Annotated in this window: 19 protein-coding genes; 6 read left to right on the top strand and 13 right to left on the bottom strand. The window is 61.9% G+C overall.

Translation table 11 applies throughout. The features are described 5' to 3' along the window. Positions 1-82: 82 nt before the first annotated feature. From BRO63_RS00095 to BRO63_RS00040, 12 genes are all read right to left on the bottom strand, one after another. Positions 83-1,834: a PHA/PHB synthase family protein gene (locus BRO63_RS00095; protein ID WP_256943208.1), complete on the bottom strand. Its 1,752-nt coding sequence runs from the start codon at positions 1,832-1,834 to the stop codon at positions 83-85. Between the two features lie 180 nt (positions 1,835-2,014). Next, positions 2,015-3,220 carry a sodium/glutamate symporter gene (gltS, locus tag BRO63_RS00090; protein ID WP_088137974.1) on the bottom strand — a complete coding sequence of 402 codons (1,206 nt, stop codon included), beginning with the start codon at positions 3,218-3,220 and terminating at the stop codon, positions 2,015-2,017. After that, a complete protein-coding gene (locus tag BRO63_RS00085; RefSeq protein ID WP_046482862.1) occupies positions 3,217-4,458 on the bottom strand; it encodes an acetate/propionate family kinase in 1,242 nt (413 codons plus the stop codon). Before BRO63_RS00085 ends, gltS begins: the two co-directional genes overlap by 4 nt. A 76-nt stretch (positions 4,459-4,534) precedes the next feature. Beyond that, positions 4,535-5,287, bottom strand: a complete 753-nt coding sequence (locus BRO63_RS00080; RefSeq protein ID WP_088137973.1) for an SDR family NAD(P)-dependent oxidoreductase — start codon at positions 5,285-5,287, stop codon at positions 4,535-4,537. Between the two features lie 43 nt (positions 5,288-5,330). Next, complete coding sequence (locus tag BRO63_RS00075) at positions 5,331-6,755, bottom strand: bifunctional enoyl-CoA hydratase/phosphate acetyltransferase (RefSeq protein ID WP_088137972.1); 1,425 nt, start codon at positions 6,753-6,755, stop codon at positions 5,331-5,333. Next, positions 6,752-9,241 carry a DUF3141 domain-containing protein gene (locus BRO63_RS00070; RefSeq protein WP_088138036.1) on the bottom strand — a complete coding sequence of 830 codons (2,490 nt, stop codon included), beginning with the start codon at positions 9,239-9,241 and terminating at the stop codon, positions 6,752-6,754. Before BRO63_RS00070 ends, BRO63_RS00075 begins: the two co-directional genes overlap by 4 nt. A gap of 85 nt (positions 9,242-9,326) precedes the next feature. Then, complete coding sequence (gene phbB, locus BRO63_RS00065; RefSeq protein ID WP_088137971.1) at positions 9,327-10,073, bottom strand: acetoacetyl-CoA reductase; 747 nt, start codon at positions 10,071-10,073, stop codon at positions 9,327-9,329. After that, positions 10,063-10,524 (bottom strand): phasin family protein, encoded by a 462-nt coding sequence (locus tag BRO63_RS00060; RefSeq protein WP_088137970.1) that lies wholly within the window; start codon positions 10,522-10,524, stop codon positions 10,063-10,065. Before BRO63_RS00060 ends, phbB begins: the two co-directional genes overlap by 11 nt. A 47-nt stretch (positions 10,525-10,571) precedes the next feature. Beyond that, entirely contained in the window at positions 10,572-11,702 is a 1,131-nt protein-coding gene (locus tag BRO63_RS00055) for an ABC transporter permease (protein ID WP_088137969.1), read from the bottom strand. A 1-nt stretch (position 11,703) separates the two neighbouring features. Further along, positions 11,704-14,472 carry a ribosome-associated ATPase/putative transporter RbbA gene (rbbA, locus tag BRO63_RS00050; RefSeq protein WP_088137968.1) on the bottom strand — a complete coding sequence of 923 codons (2,769 nt, stop codon included), beginning with the start codon at positions 14,470-14,472 and terminating at the stop codon, positions 11,704-11,706. A gap of 3 nt (positions 14,473-14,475) precedes the next feature. Further along, positions 14,476-15,555 carry an HlyD family secretion protein gene (locus BRO63_RS00045; RefSeq protein WP_088137967.1) on the bottom strand — a complete coding sequence of 360 codons (1,080 nt, stop codon included), beginning with the start codon at positions 15,553-15,555 and terminating at the stop codon, positions 14,476-14,478. 14 nt (positions 15,556-15,569) lie between these two features. Further along, positions 15,570-17,057 carry an efflux transporter outer membrane subunit gene (locus BRO63_RS00040; protein ID WP_088137966.1) on the bottom strand — a complete coding sequence of 496 codons (1,488 nt, stop codon included), beginning with the start codon at positions 17,055-17,057 and terminating at the stop codon, positions 15,570-15,572. 451 nt (positions 17,058-17,508) lie between these two features. On the opposite strand from BRO63_RS00040, the gene BRO63_RS00035 reads away from it, so the two are divergent. The 6 genes from BRO63_RS00035 to BRO63_RS00010 are packed head-to-tail and all read left to right on the top strand — an operon-like array spanning position 17,509 to position 22,185. Next, complete coding sequence (locus BRO63_RS00035) at positions 17,509-18,147, top strand: TetR/AcrR family transcriptional regulator (RefSeq protein ID WP_018715739.1); 639 nt, start codon at positions 17,509-17,511, stop codon at positions 18,145-18,147. Between the two features lie 8 nt (positions 18,148-18,155). Further along, complete coding sequence (locus tag BRO63_RS00030; protein ID WP_018715740.1) at positions 18,156-19,190, top strand: Lnb N-terminal periplasmic domain-containing protein; 1,035 nt, start codon at positions 18,156-18,158, stop codon at positions 19,188-19,190. Next, positions 19,187-21,127 (top strand): esterase/lipase family protein, encoded by a 1,941-nt coding sequence (locus BRO63_RS00025; RefSeq protein WP_088137965.1) that lies wholly within the window; start codon positions 19,187-19,189, stop codon positions 21,125-21,127. Before BRO63_RS00030 ends, BRO63_RS00025 begins: the two co-directional genes overlap by 4 nt. A gap of 55 nt (positions 21,128-21,182) precedes the next feature. Next, a complete protein-coding gene (locus BRO63_RS00020) occupies positions 21,183-21,389 on the top strand; it encodes an IS66 family transposase (RefSeq protein WP_199917100.1) in 207 nt (68 codons plus the stop codon). A gap of 26 nt (positions 21,390-21,415) precedes the next feature. Then, positions 21,416-21,655, top strand: coding sequence for a hypothetical protein (locus tag BRO63_RS00015; protein ID WP_202626418.1), 240 nt, complete (start codon positions 21,416-21,418; stop codon positions 21,653-21,655). A gap of 47 nt (positions 21,656-21,702) precedes the next feature. Further along, the gene (locus tag BRO63_RS00010) at positions 21,703-22,185 is read left to right on the top strand and encodes an AAA family ATPase (protein ID WP_051084430.1); all 483 of its coding nucleotides are present in this window, start codon (positions 21,703-21,705) and stop codon (positions 22,183-22,185) included. Positions 22,186-22,235: 50 nt separating this feature from the next. Here the strand turns inward: BRO63_RS00010 and mobH are convergent. Beyond that, a partial coding sequence (mobH, locus tag BRO63_RS00005) for a MobH family relaxase (protein WP_088137964.1) occupies positions 22,236-23,690 on the bottom strand: 1,455 nt, incomplete at its 5' end.

Here is a 23,690-nt window from a genome sequence, read left to right as displayed (position 1 = left end):
GTCTCCAGTTATCAAAGTAGGTGGGGTGTCGAATAGATATTGCGCATAGCGTGTCGCAATAGCGGACGCGGTATGCGCGTATTCAGCTGCGTACATATTTCCCCGGGGCGTCGCAAATAGTGGGATATCCACGGGATTCGGCCCCCATGAGCGGAGGCGCAACACCTTCACCAGAGCGCTCTCGAAGCCATGCTGACCATGCCGGCCACCACGAATCTAGATGCGTCTGTGCAGTGGCTTGCCACTCGTCCGGCGCCATGTACCCCTCATTCACGGCGCGCGTATGGATTTGATACTGGCGCTTGCCTCGGCCAGGCTCGCTCACGATGCCGCCGTTGTGCCCTCCGGTGGTCAATACAAAAGTCAGTTCGGCTGAAGACAGGAGATGCAGCTTGTAGACGGAGCGCCACGGCGCAATATGATCGGAGGCAGTGCCGACGCAAAACATCGGTACGGTGATGTTTCCCACTGAAACCGGACGACCCAGGACGGGATAGCGCCCTGCGCTGAGATCATTATTCAGGTAAAAGCGTCGGAGATATTGCGAATGCATCTTCGCCGGCAGGCGAGTCCCATCGGCATTCCAAGCCATCAGGTCGGTCATTGGCCGACGATCGCCCAACACGTACTCGTCGATCATGCGAGACCATACAAGATCGTAGGCGCGCAGTAGCTGGAAAGCGCCACTCATCTGGCTTGAACTCAAGTAGCCTGTTTGAGCCATACTGGCCTCCAATAGCGCCACCTGGCTCTGGTTGATGAGAAGGCCAAGCTCGCCTGGCTCGCTGAAGTCCGTCTGCGCAGCCAGCAGGCTTACGGACGCCAGCCGCGTATCGCCATCGCGCGCCATGGCCGAGGCCCCAATAGACAGCAATGTCCCGCCCAGGCAATAGCCAGCCGCGTGGATTTCCTGCTCGGGGACGATGGATGTCACGGCGTCCAGCGCCGCACGCAAGCCGAGCTCAAGATACTCATCCATGCCCAAGTCTCGATCACCAGCATCCGGATTTTTCCAGGAGATGCAAAAAACCGTATGGCCTTGTGCAACGAGATACCGTATCAGCGAGTTATGGGGAGATAGATCGAGTACGTAGTACTTCATGATCCAGGCAGGAATGATCAGTATCGGCTCAGGATGGACTTTCTCGGTAGTGGGCGTGTATTGAATCAACTCGATTAATTGATTCCTCAGTACGACTTTTCCTTCCGTCACCGCCACGTCGCGCCCAACGACGAAGTTCTCGGTTCCCGCAGGAGGCTCACCGGATAGTTGTCGGCGCAGGTCATCGAGAAAGTTGGACATGCCACGCGCCAGGTTGGCGCCTTGTTCTTCTATCGTTTTTTTCAGGACAACGGGGTTAAAAAGCGCAGAATTGGTCGGCGATACCATTTCCAGCCATTGCTTTGCGCCAAACGCCAATAGGCGTTCGTGTTGTGGATCAACACCCCATACACCTTGCGTGGCTTGCTCCCACCATTTGGATTGAATAAGAAAGGAACTGCGGAAAAGGTTGTAGGGCCATTGATCCCATGCCGGATCGTTGAAACGACGGTCATTGGTAGGTGACGGTTCAGGAGATGCAACTTCCTGGTCCGGACTGACCAAGCTCTTTTTCAGCAGAGACATCCATTGCTCAGACAAGGAGCCTGCAAAAGACAAAAGCTCCGATTGCTTTCCGGGGCTGTTCGCTAAATGGCTTGCCCAGTCCGTCCAAGCCAACAGCGACGATTCAGGTGAAATTGAGGACCAAGCCTGGGCCCAAGCCATATGCGCTTGCATATCCAGTGCTGGAACGATTGTCGATGAAGTATTACCTTTCCTGTTTTCTTTCAAAACGCATTACCTCAACTGCCATTCAAATAGATGAAGCTCCCTCGTTTGAACACGGGGGTAGTTGTGCTCGCTTGTGTTCATGCACAGCGGCACTCATGTCATCAGCGCTTTTGCGATGACAGTGTGTCGGCGTGCTAGATATGTCTCCGCCTACCGGCGCATTCCGTTAGTTCTTTCGCCTTAACCGGCCATCAGACTGATCACCAGTGCGTTCGCAATGTCGATGACGAACCCGCACACCAGGGGCACCACAATGAACGCCTCGCGCGCAGCACCATGCTCCCGAGTGACCTCCGTCATGTTGGCGATGGCGGTGGCGGTAGATCCCAGCGCAATTCCGCCGAAACCGGCGCATATCACTGCGGATTGGTAATCCCTGCCCATTGCCCGAAAAACGATCAGAAGAACGAATGCGATGACCAGGACGATCTGCACCAACATCGCCACGGTGATGAAGGCAAGCACGGGCTGCAGCTCCCAGAGCCTGAGGCCCATCAGCGCCATGGTCAGAAACAGGCCCAATGACATGTCGGAGATCAGGGCGATGCCTGGCTGCATGCTCGGCCAGTTCCATAAACGCCCGCGCCCACTCGGCCTCATCCAGTCGCCCACCATGCGCAGGAGAATGCCGGCTAGCAGACAACCCACAAAGGCGGGTAGCGTGACAGGGGTAAGTGCGACCAAGGCATTGATTCCTGAGCCCAACATCAAGGCGAAGTTCAGCCAGAGCAATGCCAACAGCAAGCCGTAGTAGTCCAGACGGGCATGCTGTTCATCGCTGCGCAGCGTGCCAATCTCCAGGGCGCTGTCCCCGGAGGCGCGAAGTTGATATCTGCGTATGAGCAGGCTTGCGATTGGGCCACCGATGGTGCAGGCCGCGATCAGGCCGATCATGTTCGCCGCCATCCCCAGTTCCTGCGCCTGAGCAATGCCGAGGGCTTCAACGAAGTAATCGGACCAGGCCAAGGTGGTGCCCACCCCGCCGGTCAGGGAAATGGACCCGACCATGAGTCCGGCACGCGGATCCAGGTCGAATGCGCGGGCCAACTCCATTCCAACGAGGTTCTGCAGCACCATGAACCCGATGGCCAGTCCCGACAGGATCAGCAAAGGGCGTCCACCATGGCGCAGCGTGCGAGCGTCGGTACTCAGGCCAATAGCGGCAAAGAAGTACAGCAGAATGACGTCGCGCGCTTCCAGATCGAAACTGACCGTGACCCCCATCCCGTAGTACAGGACGAAGACAACCAAGGCGCAAGCCAAGCCGCCCACCAAGGATTCCGGGATGCTGTATCGACGCAAGATGCCCGAACGCGCTACCAAGCCCTTGCCCACAAACAACAGCAGAATGGCGAGCGTGAATCCATGGAAGGCATCGATCTTCATCGCACCTTCTCCCTGTCCAGGCAGGACAGCGCATGGCTGGCGGCGATCCACTCTTCATTGGTGGGTTCGATCGCCACGATGACCTGGCTGTGGTCGCTGGAAATCGTCGCCGCGTGGCTGGCATTGGCGTCGGTATCCAGGGCAATGTTCAGAAAACCCAGTGCCGCACCGATGCGCTCGCGAATGAACGCATTGTGTTCACCGACACCTGCCGTGAACACCAGCATGTCCAGACCGCCCAGAACAGCAACCAAGGCACCGATCTCGCGCACGATGCGACGCACGTAGAGGTCCAGCGCCAAGCGCGCTCGCTCACCCGTTTCACCTTCATCGTTCTCGTGCCGGACAATGACGCGCGGCTCGGCCGAGATTCCCGAAACGCCGAGCAGACCGGACTCGTGATAGAGGACACGCCCCACTTGTTCCAGTGAAAGCTTCTCGATCTCCATCAGGTAGAGCACGGCGCCTGGATCGAGCGCACCGGTGCGGGTGCCCATCATCAGCCCGTCAAGCGCGGAGAAACCCATGGTGGTGGCCACGCTTTTGAGTCCTTGCATAGCACACAGGCTGGCGCCACTGCCCAGGTGGGCAACGATGGTGCGCCTGCGCGCCGCGTCGCCATGGCGTTCGGGCAAAGCCTCAGCCATGTACTCATACGACAGGCCGTGAAATCCGTACCGGCGCAGACCGCGCTCCCATGCGGCGTAGGGCAACGGCAGGAGCTGCTCGAGCTTGGGGATGGTGTGATGGAAGCCGGTGTCGAAGCAGGCCACCTGAGGCAGCTCCGGCTGTTCGCGCAGCAGAATATCGATGGCTTCCAGCGCGAACGGCTGGTGCAGTGGCGCCAGCGGGATGTATCCCTGCAGATCGGTGAGCACCTGGGCGTCCACCCGCACTGGCTCGAAATACCTGCTGCCACCGTGGACGATCCGATGAGCGACCGCACCTATCCGGCGGCCGTCGAGCCGCTGACTGACGCGATCGCGGATGATGCGCAGCGCGGCACGATAGGGATGTGCCGTGTCCAGTTTGATCGGGAACGGCGCAACCCCGGTCTCTTCGAAATCCGGATCGGCGCCGCCGATTCCCAGCACTTTGCCATTCCACAACGCCTGGCGAGGCAGTGGCGTGGCCGAAGGGTCGAATACCGCAAACTTGATGCTGGATGAACCGCAGTTCAGTACAAGGATCAGTCCGTGCCCGGGGCGTCCGGAGCGGGCCGTGGTCGCATCCATCATGTCGTCCTCTTTTTGCCCGGCCACGGTGACGTCGCCACGGTGTTCGGATATGCCTGCACGCTCATCGTCGTCAGATTCAGCGTGCCGTATAGCCGCCGTCGGCGATGAGCTGGGTGCCCGCAAAGAAGCTGCTTCCTTCCGATAGCAAAAACGCCACGGCATGGGCGATTTCGTCCGGGGTGCCCAGACGGCCGATCGGATGCAGGCCAACAGCCTCCTGAAGGGCCGATTCGTCGAGGAAATCCAGGATGGGCGTCCGCACGTAACCGGGATGGATCGAGTTGATCCGGACTCCCTTGGCCGCATAGGCCAGCGCTGCCGAGCGGGTCAGCCCGGTAACAGCGTGCTTGGCTGCGACGTACGCTGGGTTTCCTGCATCGCCGACCACCCCCAGGATCGAAGAGACGTTGACGATGGCGCCGCCACCCGAACGCAGGATGGCGGGAATCTGATGGCGCAGGCCATAGAACACGCCGTTCAGGTTGATATCGATTACCCGGCTCCAGGCGGCAGGATCCAGTTCCCCCACTGGGCTCTGGTCGCCACTGATACCGGCGTTGTTGACCGCAAAATGAAGGCCGCCGAACATATCGACTGCGCAGGCCACAGCAGCCTGAACCTGGTCGATGCGTGCCACGTCGGCCACATTGGCCACGGCTTGGCCGCCATCGGTGTTGATGAGCTTGGCGACGCGCTCGGCATTGTCGGCACTGACATCCGAGACGACGACACTCAAGCCGTTACTCGCAAGAAGTCGCGCGATGGCCTCGCCAATGCCGGATCCTGCACCGGTGACCAGGGCTACGCGGCCAGAAAATGAGTACTTCATAGTGTTTCCTCCAATGGGGTGGATACGTTGCTGATAAGTCGATTCACGGGGGTGACAGCCGATAGTGGTGCGCCAGCATCAGTGCAATCGCGCATGAGGCGATGCGTGTATCGCGCGAGTCGGCGCGGCTGGTCAGAATGACCGGCACTTTCGCTCCGAGGACGATTCCGGCGCTGGCTGCGCCGCCCAGGAATATCAACTGCTTGGCAAGCATGTTGCCGCTCTCCAGGTCAGGCACGACAAGGATGTCGGCCTGCCCGGCGACCTCGGAGACGATCCCCTTGGTGCGCGCAGCGGCGATGGAGATCGCGTTGTCGAAGGCCAACGGCCCGTCGAGCAGGCCGCCAGTGATCTGGCCGCGATCGGCCATCTTGCACAGCGCCGCCGCGTCGAGCGTGGCCGTCATCGTCGGGCTGACCGTCTCGACTGCGGCCAGGATTGCGACCTTGGGTTCGCGCACGCCGATCACCTGCGCCAGCTCGATGGCGTTGCGGATGATGTCTGCCTTCTGTTCCAGAGTCGGGGCGATATTGATCGCTGCATCGGTGACGATGAACGGGCGCGGATAGGCCGGTGTCTGCAACAGGAAGCAATGGCTGACCCGGCGCTTGGTGCGCAACCCCGCTGCTGCCGAAACCAGCGCGGACATCAGTTCGTCGGTGTGCAGGCTCCCTTTCATCAGGGCTTCGACTTCACCTGCGGCTGCCAAGGCGACGGCTTGCTGCGCAGCGGCGTGGCTGTGCGGGACGTCCACAATGGCGACGTCGGCCAGATCCAGCCCGGCCTCTGTGGCGACTGCTTCCAGCCGCGCCCGTGATCCGACCAGCACCGGTTCGATCAACCCCGCGTGGCGTGCTTCGAGCGCAGCGGACAGACTGGGGGCATCGCAGGGATGGGCGACGGCCACCCGAATCGGTTGCAAGTGCGCGACGTGCGCCAGCAGGCGTTGCAGGTCTGTGTGGCCCTGCGCATCCGGGTGGATTTCCGGCAACGCCGTGCGCGTTCTTTCAATGCGCTCAGTGGGCGCTACGACCTCTACCTGGCCCTGGAAAACCGCCACCCCCTCCTGGCTGGTGCAGGTGCAGTCCAGCGTGACGTGATGGGTGGCCGTGTCTTTGCTGCTCACCTGCATCTGCACGGTCAGCCTGTCGCCGGGCCGAACGGCTCCGAGCAAGCGCAGGTTCTGGCTGACATATTGGGTTCCAGGCCCCGGCAGGCGTGTTCCCAGCACAGCCGAGATCAGGACGTTTGCACAAATGGCCTCGGTGGTGTCCCGCGAGGGCGAAGACACCGAAGATTCCGGATCCACATCATCGCCCGATTGCAGCGCGAACATCTGGATGTCTTGCGGCGAAAACGCGCGTTCGAGGCTGGCGCTGTCGCCAATGGCGATCTCGTCGAAGGTGCGGTTGCGCAAAACCTGCAATGCGTCGGCGGCGCCATCGACCGGTGCGGAGGACGTCGTCATTTGTCTTTCCCTCGCCGTGTTTGACTTGTGCGCGGCGCGGCTGGCGTCTTCGACGCCGTTTTCTTCTGAGGCGCCTTAGGCTTTGGAGAGGATGTCTTGGAGGTCGTGTTTATGGCCGGAGCGGAGGTGTCACTGGCGGAGCTCGGCATGGCTGGCGCCGCATTCGCATCCTCGACCGCAGCGGATGTGCCACTGGCAGAGCGTGGCATGGCGGTTGTCGACTTCGCGTCCACGACCGTAGCGGAGGTATCAGTGGCGGGACTTATCACGGCGGGCGCCGAAGCCGCCTGCGCTTGGCGCTCGGCCTGCTCGAACAAGGTAGAAACCTGTTCCAGCCTGGTTTGTTCTTGTGCGGACAGCACACCGCCGCTGCCAATCACTTGCACGATCATTCCCGCCACCTGGCGGATCTCATCAGGCGCTATGTCGTTCAGCAATTCGGGGATGGCGGACACCGTGGCGTCCTTGTCGAGCCTCATGAGCAAAGCCTGACGACGCACGAGGTGGCGAAAGGCCTGCATGTCGAAGTCGCTGCCCAGGTGGGGACGCACCAGTTGCTCTGCGTGCCGGAAGTGCCGCCCGTCGGCCTCGCCACGCGCCGCGAGCACGAAGAACAGTGCCCGTATGACGGCTTCGGCGAGCCCGCCGCTGTGAATATCCGCTTCGAGCCGTGTCAACTCTTGCGCCAGATACTGGCGATGCTCGGGCGTCTCGCTGGGACGGGGTCGCGGCGGTGCATCGTCGTGCAGGCTCTGTCCAGTCATGGCCTGCACCAGCGGCAGGCTGTACAGCGTGTCAAACGCCTGTGCGTAGATCTGGTCGCGGCAATCACGGAATTGATCCAGCATCTGTTCGACGGCGGTGGAAAACTGCGCCTGCAGTTGCAGGAAAGGGTTGGCCTCGGAGACGGGCTGACGATGGTCGCGCACGTGTTGCGCAGCCTCATGTACTGCGGCGGCGAGCGGATGCCTGTCAGACCACAATTCATAGCCCATGCGCAGCGGATGCAGCGGCTCCAGCCACTTCGCACCCTGGTCCGTGACCAGGGCACGCATCCATGGCTGCACGAAGCTGCGGTAGCAAGCCAGGTTGACCTCGGAGATCCGCGCAACGGCGGCGAACCGGCGATCGTTCTCAGGGTCGGGACGGACGATCTCACGGACTTCATCGATGTTGCTGCGCTGGATCCGAGTCAGGTAGGCGTTCCCGGTCGGCTCGCCTTCCTGCGACCCGTCTGGATTTTCATCGACCAGCATGCGGTGGATACCGGCCGGCAGCACGTCGATGACGTCGATGTTGGCGGCGAACTCTTGGTGCTCTTTACGCCCGACGCTGCCGGAGACGAAGATTCCCAGATGTCCGATGCTGTCATGGGTAGCGTAGACGATGGTCTGGTCATGTCCCAGCACGTCCAGGTCGTTGCGGTACAGGTCGGTGATCCAGCCCAGGGCCTGGGGCGGCGGGGTGATGTTGTCCCCATAGGAGCAGAACACCACGATCGGCGAGCGAATATTGCGCAGGTCGATGCGCACGCCATCGGATGTCATCAGTTGGGCGGTGCTCAGCTTGTTGCCGATGAACAGGTTATCGACGATGTACTGCATCTCCACGTCATTCAGGAAGACGTGGCCGCCCCAGTACTTTTCGAACTGCAAGTAGCGCGGGCCTTCCGTGTCGACATTGGCGTACAGGTTGTACTGTTTGCTCCAAAGCGTATTGGCCGGGTCCAGGTTTTCAAAGTTCTGTACCAGCCAGGCACCGTCGAACCGGCCGGCGCCCAGATCGCTGGTCAATGCCGTCAACCAGCTACCGCCAGTGAGGCCGCCCGCGTAGCGCATCGGGTTATCACCGGCCCAGTAGGACAGCGGCGCGCCGGCTACGATGATCGGCCCGAACAGCTCGGGCCAGACAGCGGCTGCCATCAGAATCTGCCAGCCCGCCTGGCAATTGCCGATGACAGCGGGCTTGCCGCGGCTGCCGGGGTGCAGCTCGCCGACCCTGCGCACGAAGGCCGCTTCGGCGCGCATGACGTCCTCGACGGTCTGGCCGGGAACGGGATCGGGCAGAAAGCCAACGAAGTAGCAGGGATGACCAGCCTTGAGGGCCGCGCCGACCTCACTATCGGGTTTGAAGCCGCCAATGCCTGGGCCGTGGCCCGCGCGGGGATCGACCACCACGAACGGCCGCTTCTTGGGATCGGCCGGCGCGTCGGCTGGCGGCAGGATGCGTACGAGGCCATAGTTGACCGGCTGCGGAAGGTCCAGCCCGGACATGATGACCTCGGAGGCGAAGTCGAGTACGTTCGGCGTCTGCTCCTGCAAATGCTCCAGGTACTGGTTGCCGCGTTGGCGGCGAACGTCGGCATACAGAATGGATCGCTGCCAGGCATCCACTGCATACTCGGTTGCCATCGCCGATAGTCGCAACGGGTCCCACAGCAACTGCCCCCAATCGGCCGCTGGTGATGTCGTGGTGTCTCGATTCATGGCGATGGGCACTCCTTCTGTGATGAAACTGAAAAATTGAATGGCAAGGGGCCGCAGGCACATCGTCTTGCTGGCCCTTCCTCACTCAGTACATATGCTGGCCACCGTTCATCGATACATTGCTGCCGGTCATGAACCCCGCAGATTCACTGACGATGAATGCAACCAGTGCAGCGATTTCCTCAGGCCGTCCCAGACGACCCACGGGAATACCGGCAATCACTTGCTTGACCACTTCTTCCGACATGCTCGTCACCATCTTCGTATCCAGATACCCCGGCGAGACGGTGTTGACCGTCACGCCCTTGCGCGCCACCTCCTGCGCAAGGGCTTTAGTGAAGCCATGCATGCCGGCCTTTGCGGCGGAGTAGTTGGTCTGGCCGAACTGCCCCTTGGAGCCGTTGATGGAGGCGATGTTGACGATCCTGCCCCAGCCGCGTTCGAGCATGCCGTCGATGAATGGCCGGGTGACGTTGAAAACGGAGTCGAGATTGACGCGCAGGACCGCATCCCAATCGGCGTAGCTCAGCTTGCGGAACGTAGCATCGCGCGTGATGCCCGCGTTGTTGACCAGAATGTCGATGTGGTAACCGTCTGCTTGAATGAGGCCGGCCAACTCCTGGCAGGAGGCATGGTCGGCCACATCCGCGCCGTAGGCGATGAAGTTGTAGCCTTCGTCCGTCTGGGCTTCCAACCACGCGCCGATGCTGGCATTGCCTGGCGAGTGGACGACGAGCACGGTATGGCCAACATCGTGTAAGGCTCGTGCGATGGCCTCGCCCAAGCCACCGTTGCCGCCCGTGACCAGGGCGGTACGTTGTTCAGCCGGCATTGCGGCCACCGGTCTTGCCCGGTGCCTCCTTATCCTGCGCCGAGGCCCACACGGCTCCCCACTGTTTGAAGATATCCTGGAACGGGAGTACCGCATCGCCCTGGCCTACGGCCTGCGTAACCGATTTCTGCCAGTCTTGAATAGCTATTTGCAGGCCTTGGGTGAAGGTTGTCTGGTTTTTGATCGCGACTTGTGTCAGCGCCTGCGCGCCGCCCACGTGGTACTGGAACTGACGCCAGAAGGCTTGTGCGGGCAGCGTGGCCAGTTCCTGCCAGTTCTTGGCCTTGAGCAGGTTTTCGATTTCTGCGCCGGACTCGGCAATGCCGTCTTTGCCTGCGCGCGTGGCGTTCTCCAACCATTGCTGGCCGTTTTCCTGCACCAGGCGCTGGAGGCGCAACTGCAGTTCCAGGTTCGCCTTGAACAGGTTGAGAGGGATGGTTTCATTGCTCATGGTCAAACTCCTTACTGGGTTGAGTGCCCACTCGGGCGATCAAACGATCAGGCCATCTGGCCGATCGTTTTGCGAAAGCGTGCCAACGACAGGAAAAACAGCACCGTGCCGATCAGGGCCAGCGCCAGGAACGGCTGCCATACCGTCTCCAGGCCCGCGTCCCGGTAAAGGATGGCCTGGCTCAGTTCCACGAAATGGGTGGTGGGTGCGATCAGCATGATGTTCTGCACGATCTCGGGCATGCTTTCGCGGGGCGTGTCGCCGCCGGATAGCATCTGGAGCGGCATGATGGTCAGCATCATCAGCATGCCGAACTGCGGCATGTTGCGCGCCAGCGTGGCGATGAATATGCCCATGGAGGTGGTGGCGAACAGGCTGAGGGCCGCGCCGGCGAAGAACAACACAATGGAGCCCTCGATGGGCACGCCCAGGATGCCGCGCACCATGAGGTTGAGGGACAGGAAGGAGGCGATCAGCACGACCAGGGCCATCGACCAGACCTTGGAGAGCATGATCTGCGCGGGTGTAACCGGCATCACCAGCAGGTGCTCGATGGTGCCGTGCTCGCGCTCCCGGATCAGCGCTGCGCCGGTCAGGATGATGGACAACAGCGTGATGTGGTTGATGATCTGCACCACCGAGCCGAACCAGGCCTTGTCCAGTGCCGGGTTGAAGCGTGCGCGCAATGCCAGATCCACGGGTGGCGCGTCGGTGCCGCGGTAACGCTTGACGAACTCATTGACTTCGCCGGTGAAGATCTGCTGGATATAGCCACTGCCGGTGAAGGCCTGGCTCATGCGGGTGGCGTCGACATTGAGCTGCACGGCAGGCGATCGCCCCGCCAGCACGTCGCGCTGGAAGTTGGGCGGAATGACCAGAGCGAAGGTGTACAGCCCCGCGTCCATGCCCGGGTCCACGTCCCCATAGTCGATCATGGCCGGTGGCGTGAACTGCGGGGGGTAGAAGGCCGAGGCAACCCGCTGGGACAGCGCCGAATTATCCTCGTCGACGATGGCGATGGGCGCGTTGTGCAGCGTCTCCGGCATGGACGTGGCCTTGGTGTAGACCGACGCGGTGAACACATAGACGATGAGCACAAGCATCATCGGATCGCGCCAAAGACTCCACAGCTCCTTGACACCAAGGTCGTAGATGTTGGCCAGGTTTCTTCTGCGCATCTCAACGCTCCTGCTTCTTGAGTAGCAAAACAGCCACGCCGAGAATGACCGGAACCGAAATGAGCATCGACCACAGCGGCCCCGTCAGGTCGGCCAGGCCGAGTGATTTGTTGAACACGCCACGGCTGATGGAGATCATGTGCGTGGCGGGGTAGATCTCGCCGATGAACTTGCTGGAGCCTTCAAGCGAGGACACGGGATCCCTCAGGCCGGCGAACTGGGTGGCCGGAATGATGGTGCCGATCATGGCAAAGAACATGGCGGCGATCTGGCTGCGCGTGACGGCCGAGGCCAGCAGCCCCATGCCTGTCGCGGCGAAGGAGAAGATCAGCGCGGCCAGCGACAGGGTGAAGAAGCTGCCCGTGACCGGCACACCGAAGACGGTGACCGCGAGCAGGCTCATCAGCAGGAAGTTCACCATGGCCAGACCGACATAGGGCAGTTGCTTGCCAAGCAGGAACTCGATGCGCGTGACCGGCGTCACGTACAGATTGGTAATCGAGCCTGTCTCCTTCTCGCGCACCACCGCCAGCGCGGTCAGCATCGCCGGCAGCATGAGCAGCAACAGGGGAATCACCCCCGGCACCATGGCCGGCAGGCTCTTGACATCGGGGTTGTAGCGAAAGCGTGTCTCGACGCTCGCATTTCCTGCGGCGCTGGCACCGCTGCGTTCGCTGGCCTGTACGAGCAGCCAGTGCTGGTGCATGCCCTGAACGTAGCCCTGGACGGTTTCCGCGCGTTGCGGCATGGCGCCGTCGATCCAGGCACCTATCTGCACGTTCTGGCCTCGCAACACATCGCGAGAGAAGCCAGGGGGGATCTCAATGGCCAGCGACAGTTCGCCGTTGCGCATGCGTCGATCAAGGTCCTCGTAGTCGATGATCGGCGCGTGCTCGGTGAAGTAGCGCGATCCGGCCAAGTTCAGCGTGTAGTTCTGGCTAAGCGTGGTCTGGTCGCGATCGAGCACCGCATAGCTCAGGTCCTCGACGTCCATGGTGATGCCGAAGCCGATCACGAACATCAGCAGCAGCGAACCGCCCAGCGCCAGCGTGGCGCGTACCGGGTCCCGCTGCAATTCCAGCGTCTCGCGCCACAGATAGCTGAACATTCGCTGCAGACTGAAACCGCCAGAGCCGTGCCCGCCGTGTTCAGCGGGCGCCGCCGATGGTTGCTCCTCGTGATCGGCGGCCCCGGGCTGGCTGGCCGGCGCCGCCGTGCCGCCCTCGGCTTCGACGAGGTAGCCGATGAAGGCCTCTTCAAGGGTTTTGGCGCCGCGCTTCTCGACCAGTCTGGCGGGCACGTCGCTGTCGAGCACCTTGCCCGCATGCATCATCGACATGCGGTCGCAGCGCTCTGCCTCGTTCATGAAGTGGGTGGAAATGAAGACCGTCACCCGGTCACGCCGCGACAGCTCGATGAGCAGTCGCCAGAACGCATCGCGCGCCACCGGGTCGACGCCCGAAGTCGGTTCGTCCAGAATCAGCAGTTCTGGCTTGTGCACCATGGCGACCGCCAGCGACAGGCGTTGGCGTATGCCCAGAGGCAGACTGGCCGGCAGGCTGTCGATGACGTCCACCAGCCCGAAGCGCTCCACCATCTCATCGACGCGAGCAGGAATGTCCTCCGGGGACACACTGAAGAGCTTGGCGTGCAACTCCAGGTTCTGGCGTACCGTGATTTCGCTGTAGAGCGAGAACGCTTGGGACATGTAGCCGACGCGGCGGCGGGTGCCCAGATCATGCGGGTTCACTTCATGGCCGAACAGCCAGGCCCGACCCTCGCTCGCCGGCAACAGGCCGGTAAGCATCTTCATCGTCGTGGACTTGCCGCACCCGTTGGAGCCGAGGAAGCCGAAGATTTCACCGCGCCGGATGCGGAAGGACACGCTATCGACGGCAACGAAGTCGCCAAAGCGCATGGTCAGCCCCTCGGCCTCGATGGCGATATCGTCCGCGCCGCCATCCGACAAGGGGGGAATGACTACCGCTTGGTGTCCGCGCTTTTTCTCTTCCGGGAGCAGGCGGATGAATGCCTCTTCCAGGTTCGGGCTGCCTGTTCTTGCCAGCAATTCCTTCGGCGTGCCGGTGGCGAGGACCTTGCCGTCGTCGATGGCGGCCAGCCAGTCGAAGCGCTGGGCCTCATCCATGTAGGCCGTGGCCACAATCACGCTCATGCCGGGGCGATCGGCGCGAATACGGTCAATCAGATCCCAGAACTGCGCGCGCGCCAGCGGGTCCACGCCAGTCGTCGGCTCATCGAGAATCAGAAAATCCGGGTCATGAATCAGCGCGCAGCACAGGCCGAGTTTTTGCTTCATGCCCCCGGACAGCTTGCCTGCCGGGCGCTCCAGGAATTTGAACAGGCCAGTGGCCTGGGTGAGCTCATCGATCCGCTGGCGGCGCTCTGCGGCGCCATGACCGAACAGGCGCGCGAAGAACTGCAGATTCTCCTCGACCGAGAGCGTCGGATACAGGTTTTTGCCCAGTCCCTGCGGCATGTAGGCGATGCGCGGGCACACTTTATTGCGATGGGCCTTGCTGGCCATGTCGCCACCCAGCACCTCGACCGTGCCCTCCTGGATGATGCGCACACCCGCCAGCAATGAGAGCAGACTGGATTTGCCCACGCCGTCGGGGCCGATCAGGCCGACCATCCGTCCGGCGGGAATGTCCAGATCGATGCCATCCAGGGCGATGACGTCGCCGTAACGCAAGCGCACCTGACGGACGCTTGCAACGGTCGTGGGCTGCGCACTCGCACTGTGGCTCATACCTTACTCCGGCACGCGAACGGAGAGGTTTTGAGGCCACTCGGCATTGGCGTCGAGTTTGATCCAGGCCACGCCGGGCAACCCGGTCTTGACCTGATTGAGGTGCTCACGCAGCAACTCCTGCGAAATCTGCGCGCGCACGCGAAACATCAGTTTCTGCCGCTCGCTGGCGGTTTCGACCGTTTTGGGGGTGAACTGCGCCGCGCTGGCGACGAAGGAAACAGTGGCTGGTATCACATACTCCGGCGCGGCATCCAGAATGATGCGGACCTCGGAACCCAGCGCGACGCGGCCGGCCACGGTCTCGGGCAGGAAGAAGGTGATGTAGACGTCCGACAGGTCGATAAGATTCAGGACGCGTCCGCCCGATCCCAGCACCTCGCCGGGTTGCGCCACCCGCACCTGCACCCGACCGTCACGCGGCGAGCGCAGTTCGCTGTCGCGTATGTCGGCTTCGATGCGGTTGATGCTGGCCGTGGCAGCGGACACGCTGGACCTTGCACCTACGAGCTGCGCCTTGGCGGCCTCGACCGCGGCGCGGGCAGCGGCGGTCTGTGCTTTGCTGGCCGCGAGCGTCGCCTGTGCGCCCCGCACGCGCGCCCGGTCATCGTCCAACTCTTGTATCGAGGCGGCGCCTTCTTGGGATAATGTCTGCGAACGTTTCAGCCGCCGTTGCGCGGCATCGAGCTCCGACTCGCGCTGGCCGACGAGTGCCTGCGCCGCAACCACGTCGGCTTCACGCAGCGCCACCTGGGCCTGTGCTGCGGTCACAGAATGCTCGGCCTGTTCACGCATGGCGAAGGCTTCGTCGCGCTGCGCCTCAAGCGTTTCCAGTTGCATCCTGGCCAGTGGCTGGCCCGCTGAGACGAAATCGCCTTCACGGACCAGAATGTCTTCGATACGTCCGGGCAGCTTGGTGGCGATGTCGATCTCCGTGGCTTCGATGCGGCCATTGCCGTTGACGAATCCTTTGCCGGGGCCGGTATCGGCAAACTTCGTCCAGCCCCACCAGGCCAGCGCGACAACAACAGCTGCGGCGGCAGCGACCAGGAGTTTTTTCTTGAGAGAGGGTGAGAAGGTCATGGGTTCGGCGTGCCTTAACGGATTGATGGGGTGGGAGCGGGCGCCGAGGTCGCACCCTGCGCCCCGTCGGTTGCTGCGAGGGTGCCGCCGCCGAGCGCGGCATACAGTGCCACCTGGCTAGACAGCAGCGCACGGCGCGCCTGCACCAGTTGTTGTCCGGCATCCAGCAGATCGCGTTGGGCGTCCAGCACCTCCAGGAAAGCGGCCGAGCCGTTGTCGTAGCGCAACTGGGCCAGCCGCGCGCGTTCGCTTTGCGCTTCCAGATTGGCCCGCTGGATCGTCAATTGCTCAGCCAGCCAGTACTTGGCGCTCAGTGCATCGGCCACCTCGCGAAAGGCCGTTTGAATGGTCTTCTCGTATCCGGCAACGGCGATGTCACGACGCACTTCGCTCAGTTCCAGGTTGGCGCGCCGCCGCCCGCCATCGAAGATGGGCAGCGACAGGGTGGGCATGAAGGTCCAGGCGCGGCTGCCGGAATCGAACAGGCCGTCAAGATCGGAACTGGCCGTGCCGAAGCTGCCGGTCAGCGCAATGCGCGGCAAGAACGCCGCACGGGCCGCGCCGATGTTGGCATCGCCGGCACGCAATTGGTGTTCGGCGGAAATGATGTCCGGGCGACTGACCAGCAGCTCCGAGGGCAGGCCGGCCCGGAGTTCGGCCAGCACCGTTGTTTCATCGAAGGGTGCCTTGGTGGGCAGCGGGCCAGGATCGGCACCTACCAGCAGTGCCAGCGCGTGCAGTTGCGTGGCGCGTGCTTGCTCAAGCTGGGTTAGCAGCGCCTGAGCCTGGTTCAGCAAAGTTTGGACTTGAGTGAGGTCCAGCTTCGAGGTCGAGCCGACTTCAACGCGGCGCCGGAAAATGCGATAGGACTCCTCGCGGGTCGCGACGGTTTGACGGGCGATAGCCACGCGTTCGTCTATCTCGCGCAAGCCAAGATAACCGTCGGCCACCTGGGCGATTAGCGCCAGGTGGACGGCCTGGCGGGCCGCGTCGGAAGCCAGCCAGCTTTGCAGGGCGGCGTCTTCCAGGTTGCGGACCCGGCCCCACAGATCCAGCTCCCAGGTGCTCAAACCCACCTCGGCCCGATATTCGCCGCCCACCTGCGACCGGCCCGACATGTTCAGATCGCCAGGGACGCGGGCGCGTCCACCCTGGGCACCCACGCCCACGGCAGGAAATCGATCCGAGCGCTGAATGCGGAATGCGGCGCTGGCTTCCTCGACACGCAGCGCGGCCAGGCGCAGATCGCGGTTGTTCTCCAGCGCGGTCTCGATGAGGCGTTGCAGCAGGGGGTCGGTGAAGTACGCCTGCCAGGCAAGCTCTCCCGCGTGGGCGCCGTCGGTGCCTGATCCAAGATGCGCGGGCCAGGCTTCGGGCACGGGCAATGGCGGGGTGTCTGGCGCCGGAGCGAGCGACATGCAGCCGGTCAAGACGACGGCGCTCAGGGCCAACGAGGCAGCGCGCAATCTGAACGCAGGAAACAACGGGGAAGTTGGGAGCATGGTCACGTTCCGTACAGGTATCGGGCTGAAGAGGGTCTGGTCGCAGAGGAGGGAATGGCTGCCACCCGCGCAATGCGGGGTTCGTGGCTGGTGTCCGCAAGCCCTACTTTCTTGCTTGCAAGTGCTGTCAAGCCCACTTCATCTCCTTGTTGATATGTGCATCCCCGTGTTCCCCGGCTGGTTGATAGGGCGCTCTTCCTGTGTCGTAACCCGATGTGCCGGGTTCACTCGCGCCCTGTGTTGATCTGCATTGTGAAATCTGAAAACAAACGATTGGACGGTTGTTTTCAATTATACGTTACAATCCAAGAACCGCAATCAGCGGGCTCGTCGGTCATTGACGCAGGTCAATTCGAGCTGCCGGCTTGGGTTCAAGGAAGGCCCTGATTCTTGGTAGAGCCGGTGACAGGCCCATGGGAACACCCCTCAGATCTTTGAACAGAGCCTTTGAATGCCACCCAATAAAGATGACGCGCCAGACAACAAGCGCCGCTACCTGTCCTCTGCCGCCAGGAAAGAGGAAATACTCGACGCGGCCCTGGTCGAATTCGCGGATCGGACATACAACGCAGTGTCGATGGAGCGCCTGGCGGAATGCGCGGGCTTGTCCAAGGCTGGCATCTATGCCCACTTCAAAAGCAAGGAAGAAATTTTTCACGCCTTGCTCGAACGTACGACGAAGCAGATTTGTGATTTCCAGGGCTGGCTCCCGGATGAGGATCTGACGTTGCCAGAGCTGGTAGATGTCTACCTGGATCGCCTGTACGCGACCTTCAGCTCCCCTGCCACGATGTCGATCTACCGGCTGCTTCTGGCCGAAAGCGCCCGAACTCCAGAGCTGGTGCAGCGTTGGCACAACGAAGTTGCGCTCGGGCTGAAAGAGCGGGCGCAGACCATCATCCACCGCAACATACGCCGAGGCGTCATTCGCCCAGGCGTCTTGACCGAACACTTCTTCCCGTTGGCGCTCGCGCCCGCAGTGCTGTGGCTGAGTTCCTCGATGCTGTCCAAGGGGAATCCTTCCATCTCGCTGGTGCAGTTACGGGATGCGCACCGGCAACTGTTGCTTGAGCTTTTGCAGCCTCAATGAGCGGAGTGATGCACAGAGTCCTGCGCGCCCTTGCAGGCTTGGCGATCGGCTTTGTGGTACTGCTGCTGACTGTGTGGGGTGCGCTGGCTCTGTGGCATCAGATGCCGGGACCTTCGGTGGTGCGATGGTTTGTCATTGCCATGTGGTCCACATTGGGTGTGACCGTTGTCTTGTCGCGGGCGGGCTTGCTTGGGCGGCGCAATCGCAACATCGCCGGATTCGCATTTGTGATCGCAGCCGCCTCCCTGCTCATGTGGTGGGGGACGCTGCAGCCGTCACACCAGCGTGTATGGGCTGACGATGTCGCTCAGTTGCTGGAGGCCAGGATCGACGGCAACCATGTTCACCTGAATAATGTGCGCAACTTCCAGTGGCGCAGCGAAACCGACTACACCCCGCAGTGGGAGAGCCGCACATACGACCTGGATCGTCTGCGCAGCGCCGACTTGGTGCTTTCCTACTGGATGGGGCCGCACATCGCCCACACCCTGGTGTCGTTCGGCTTCGATGGCGGTGAACGCGTGGTGTTCTCGCTGGAAATTCGCAAGGAACGCCATGAGTCCTTCTCGGCGGTAGGAGGATTCTTCCGTCAGTTCGAGCAGATCCTGGTAGCCGCCGATGAGCGAGACATTGTGCGTACGCGCAGCAACGCGCGAGGCGAAGATGTTTATCTCTATCGCTTGCAGATGAATCAGGCGAGTGCCCGCGCGTTGTTTCTGGAGTATCTGAACGCGGCCAATGAACTGCGGCAGAAACCGCGCTTTTACAACACGTTAACCAGTAACTGCACGACCATCGTATTCGAGCTGGCCCGGGTCATTGCGCCCGCATTGCCAATGGACTATCGCCTGCTGCTGTCTGGATATTTTGCGCGGTACGTCTACGACCTGCATGGATTGACGCCTGGCTATCGTTACGATGAATTGCAGGCACTGGGGCATATCAACGAACGTGCCCTTGCTTCCGATGTGTCAGAGGATGACTTCTCGATGTCGATTCGACAAGGCGTGCCAGGCATCCCTGCCAACGAGGTGAATCCATGAGGTTCCCGCAGGCCTGCCTTCTCATTGCATGCGCCGCTCTTGCTCCGCTGCTGCTGGGGGGCTGCTCGATCCTGCGCGAGTTCGGCCCAGTGGTTGAAGTTCATACGCTACCTGCCAGGGAGGCCATCGAACTCAAGCGCGGCGACATCCTGACACGTGGCAAGCTCAGCGATGCGACTGTCCAGACCATCAGGGTGGCGGCATTGGATGAGCAGGCATGCGCAAAGCCGATCTCCTCGGAGTGCGCGGAGGCCTTGGCTACCGTGACGGGGGTCGCCACGGATAGACGCCTGGCTGCACTGTCCGAACTATGGCTGGCGCAGGCTCAGGCCATGAAGCCCGGCTCAGCGCAGCAAGCCGCCTGGCTTGAGACGATTCGCTATGCCTATGCTTATCTGTTCCTTGGTGACCATACTCCGGGAGAGCGGGCCTTCGAGGATCGCCAGACCCAAGTGCGGGATTGGTATAACTATGCCGTCGAGCATGCGGCCACCGGCATGTTCGAAGTTCGGCAACAAATGCCGACGCAGTTGCCCGACCAGACCAGTTGGAACATTGCAGGCTGGGAACTGAAGCTGGATATCCGCGGCGCGCGCTTACCGGGCAGTACGGCGGTGCCAGCCGAACTCCTGCCAGCCTCGTCCCTGTCTTTCCGTGGATTGCGTAGCCTCTACCGGCGCGACGGCTTTGGCGCCGAGCTTGTGGCGGTCATTCCGGACGAGTCCCTGAGCGCCGCCCCAACTCGGGGTGGTCGCCCAGCGGCAAAACATGATCAGCAACCGCTGCCCTGGAGCGAGATGCCCGCGCCGTCCATGACGGTTCTGCTGCATCCCGACGGAGACAACTTGGACAGCGTGCTGCATGCTCGTACAGCCCGTCTGACGGTGCATGACCCCTATGTGGAATCGGCCATTATGCTGCGCGGCCAACGTGTGCCGCTGGCGGCCAATTTCACGGCCGGCTATGGCGTATGGCTGGCCCGTGCCAATTTCAACCGCCAGTCGCTGCGCAGCCTGCTCGGGCGCGAGGGTGGCATCGACCGCCCGCACGTCTACTTGATGCAGCCCTACGATCCGAACAGGCGGATCATCGTCATGCTGCACGGACTGGCCAGCAGCCCTGAAGCCTGGGTGGAACTCGCCAACGAAATCCTGGGCGATGAGGCCCTGCGCCAGCATTACCAGATCTGGCAGGTCTACTACCCGACCAACATGCCAGTCGCGTTGAACCACGCCATGATTCGCAGGGCGCTCGGGGATACGCTGACGCATTTCGACCCATCCGGCCAAGCGCCGGCGTCGTCCGACCTCGTGCTGGTGGGGCATAGCATGGGCGGGGTCATCGCGCGGTTGATGGTGTCGTCAACCGATCAATCGCTGGTGCAATTGGCTGCGGATCACAGTCGGTTGACGCCGCAGCAGATCAGGCGCATTGATCCCATGTTGCGCTTCGAGCCCTTCCCGAATGTCAGCAGTGCCATCTTCATCGCGGCGCCTCATCGGGGCACATCGGTCGCGGGTGGACGCCTGGGGCGCTGGATGGCGGGATTTATCCGCTTTCCCATTACGGTGCTCGAAGAACTCGCCCATACACTGGCACCCAATGCGGCCGCCAGCAGCCGTGAAAGCCTGGCAACCATTCCCAATAGCGTGAACAATCTCGACGAAAACGATCCGTTCGTGCGTACGGCGGCGGGCTTTCCCATCTCATCCCAGGTGCGCTATCACTCGATCGTGGCCCAAGCCAATTCCGAAGTGGCCCTCGATGATTCCGATGACGGTCTTGTGCCTTATCGCAGCGCACATCTTCCCGGCGCACAGTCCGAGAAAGTCATTATTTCGGGGCACAGCGTGCAACAGAGCGCGGCCGCGATACTGGAGATCCAGCGTATTCTGAGAGAGGACATGGCTCTGCGGGAAGCGCATTTACAGCCATAGACAACTGCCATCTGCTGTGCGCGGCCGAGCTGATTTCGGATTTCGTATGGGCGTAATGCATTCATCTGAATGCGCAAAGAGCATCAGACTTACTGTTGCCCGCTCGACGCTGGCACAGTGGGTCGGTGCGTGCGGCGCGCAACTGCAGCCGATGGTAAAGGCGCTGGATGACGAACTGCGTCGCCACGTGGTGCTGCACGCCCACGAGACGCCGATGCTCAAGCCCAAGCATCTTGGCGACGGCAAGGCGTACCCAACGTGATCCGCCGTCTGGCGGCGACCCAGCCCATGCTCGACAAGATCGTCGGCCACCAACGCCACATCGCTCAGGCCTACGGCATATCGATGGAGCATGCGCGCTGGCTGTTGACCACCGTGGCGTTCCACTGCCTTGCCGTGGCCGACACGGTGTACTCGGTCGCCGAACGGGAACCCGTCGTGGATGCAGACCGTGCGACGGAGGAAGCCGAGATGGAGGCCGAACTCAACAGGGCATGCACGCACTCATTGTTGGCATGCTGGCCTTGATGGATGCTGATGGCCTTTCAGGAGATAGTTGATCGTCGTTCTCGTTTGTGGGGGTTGAATGGAAATCCAGGGATGCCGTAATTGAGGAGCCTGGACGGCGTATCGTTCAGGAACAAACACGCACGGGCGGCCAGGCCCTGCCGTGGCTCGACATGACGGCCTTCCTGCGCGGGGCCATCGACCTTGCGCTAGACAACCATGCCAATGCGCCACGCAGCAATACGCAATGGGTGTTCTTCGACCGTGGCCTGATCGACGCGGCGGCAGCACCCCAGGCACTGGACGGCACTACTATTCTGGACACGATTGCCCAGTCGCATCGCTACCACTCGCGCATCTTTCTGGCCACGCCGTGGCCTGAAATCTATGTGCAGGACGAAGAACGCCGTCACAGCATGGATGAAGCGCGGGCTGAATTCGAGCGGCTTCAGCGCACCTATCCAGCGCTGGGCTATGCGGTATCGCGGTTGCCCAAGATCAGAGTGGCGCAACGCGCTGACTTTGTGCTGGACACCTTGGCTAGCCGCTAACCTACCAAGGCGAACTCTACCGTATCTCACCGCCACGTAGGACTCCATGCTCAAATCTCTTGCGTAACTCTGAGATAAGGATTGTTGGGTGGTACTGCATCGAACAACCAATTCGCATCGATCAGCAAATACCCATGCAGCTTCCGGGACTTGCGCGGCCCGGTGACTTCACAGATCCAGATGTTCAAGCCGCTGTCGTGCTTTCGATGCAACCCCAGTTTCTCAAAGCGCTTCTGCACCCACTGCCAATCCGGCATCTTGTCCTGCCGTGCCAGCGTGCCGACATGAGGGTGCTCCTGGACGTAGCGCTGGAACACACCTGGGCTGACCAAGTAGGCCGTGTCATTCACGGAATGCACGAGCGCTTTTGCGTCGTTGATGATGAGCCGGCGCGAAGCAATTCCCTGTTTCAGCCACATCATGAAATGTTCGCCTGACGGGGGCGCTGCTGTTAGGGGTGGTTTAGCAGTAGATGGTGGTGGCGAAGGAAGCACTGCGGCAGTCGCTGGCATAGGAGTGCTGGGGTCTGCGGGGTAGCTTCTCTGTGCGACCGGCTCCACATCCTGCTCGGCACCAGGCGAGCCGCTCGTGCTCACCATTGCCAGCATGTCCTCCATGACATCGGACACGGGCTGGGCCTTAGGCGGTGAGGCGGTGACGGTACTACTGCCTTCCCAAGATGGAAGTTTCTGACCGTTCGGGGCTGCCTTCGCCATGGCCGCAGGCGGCATTTTCGGCGCCTCGGCGTCGTTTTCGGCGACTGCCGCGTCGATCGCTACCGTGCCTGCAAAAGGCGTCGGTCGCTCGCCAGATTCCCAGATCAGCGCAGGAGCGAGGCGCAACAGGGTGAACGAGTGGGACCAGCCGGTGGAACTGGTTATGGTCGCGCGCCAAATAGCCTTGCCGTCGGGCGCCGGCTGCAACATGCCGTGATCCTGGAGGACGTTGAACACCGCGGTGTTGTTCGCAGGGATGCCATCGACGCCTTGGGACAGCAGGTGCGCACGCAGTTTGTCCGAGACCGTTTTGCTCACCAGCCACAGGGCATCGTCGGTGAGCCAGCCATCGGAGGCTTCCGGCTGGTTCAGTTTCAACTGTTCCTTGAGCAGGTAGCGCAACCCGTCGAGCAGCTTGCGCTGCAGCGCGTGCTTGGGCGCAGCCATGGCGCGGGCCGGATCGCCGCCCAGCTCCTGGGCCACCGAGGCCCGGTCTGCCTGCACGACAAGTTCGCCCAGTACGCCGGCGTGCTCGTACTGCCCGGCCAGGACGTAGAGCAGTGGTGCCCACAGGGACGGATAGCCGCTGAGCCAGTCCAGGGCCTCACGGTCGAGCAGTTGGTGGTAGAGCAAACCTGTCGCGGCGCTGTGCAGGCGGTACTCGCGATCGTCGCGGTAGCGGAATCGGTATGGCTGGCGCAGCGGGCCGTGCCAAGGGTGCCAGATGCTGCCGTCGGCCAGCTCGACGTGCAGATCGACGGCGATCTTGCCGATGTCGTGCAGCAGCGC

It is taken from the genome of Achromobacter xylosoxidans (assembly GCF_002192695.1).
In the GTDB taxonomy this organism is placed as follows: Bacteria; Pseudomonadota; Gammaproteobacteria; order Burkholderiales; family Burkholderiaceae_B; genus Achromobacter; species Achromobacter xylosoxidans_C.
Note: the sequence above shows the minus strand (reverse complement) of the source record. Positions and strands in the feature narration are given on the sequence as shown.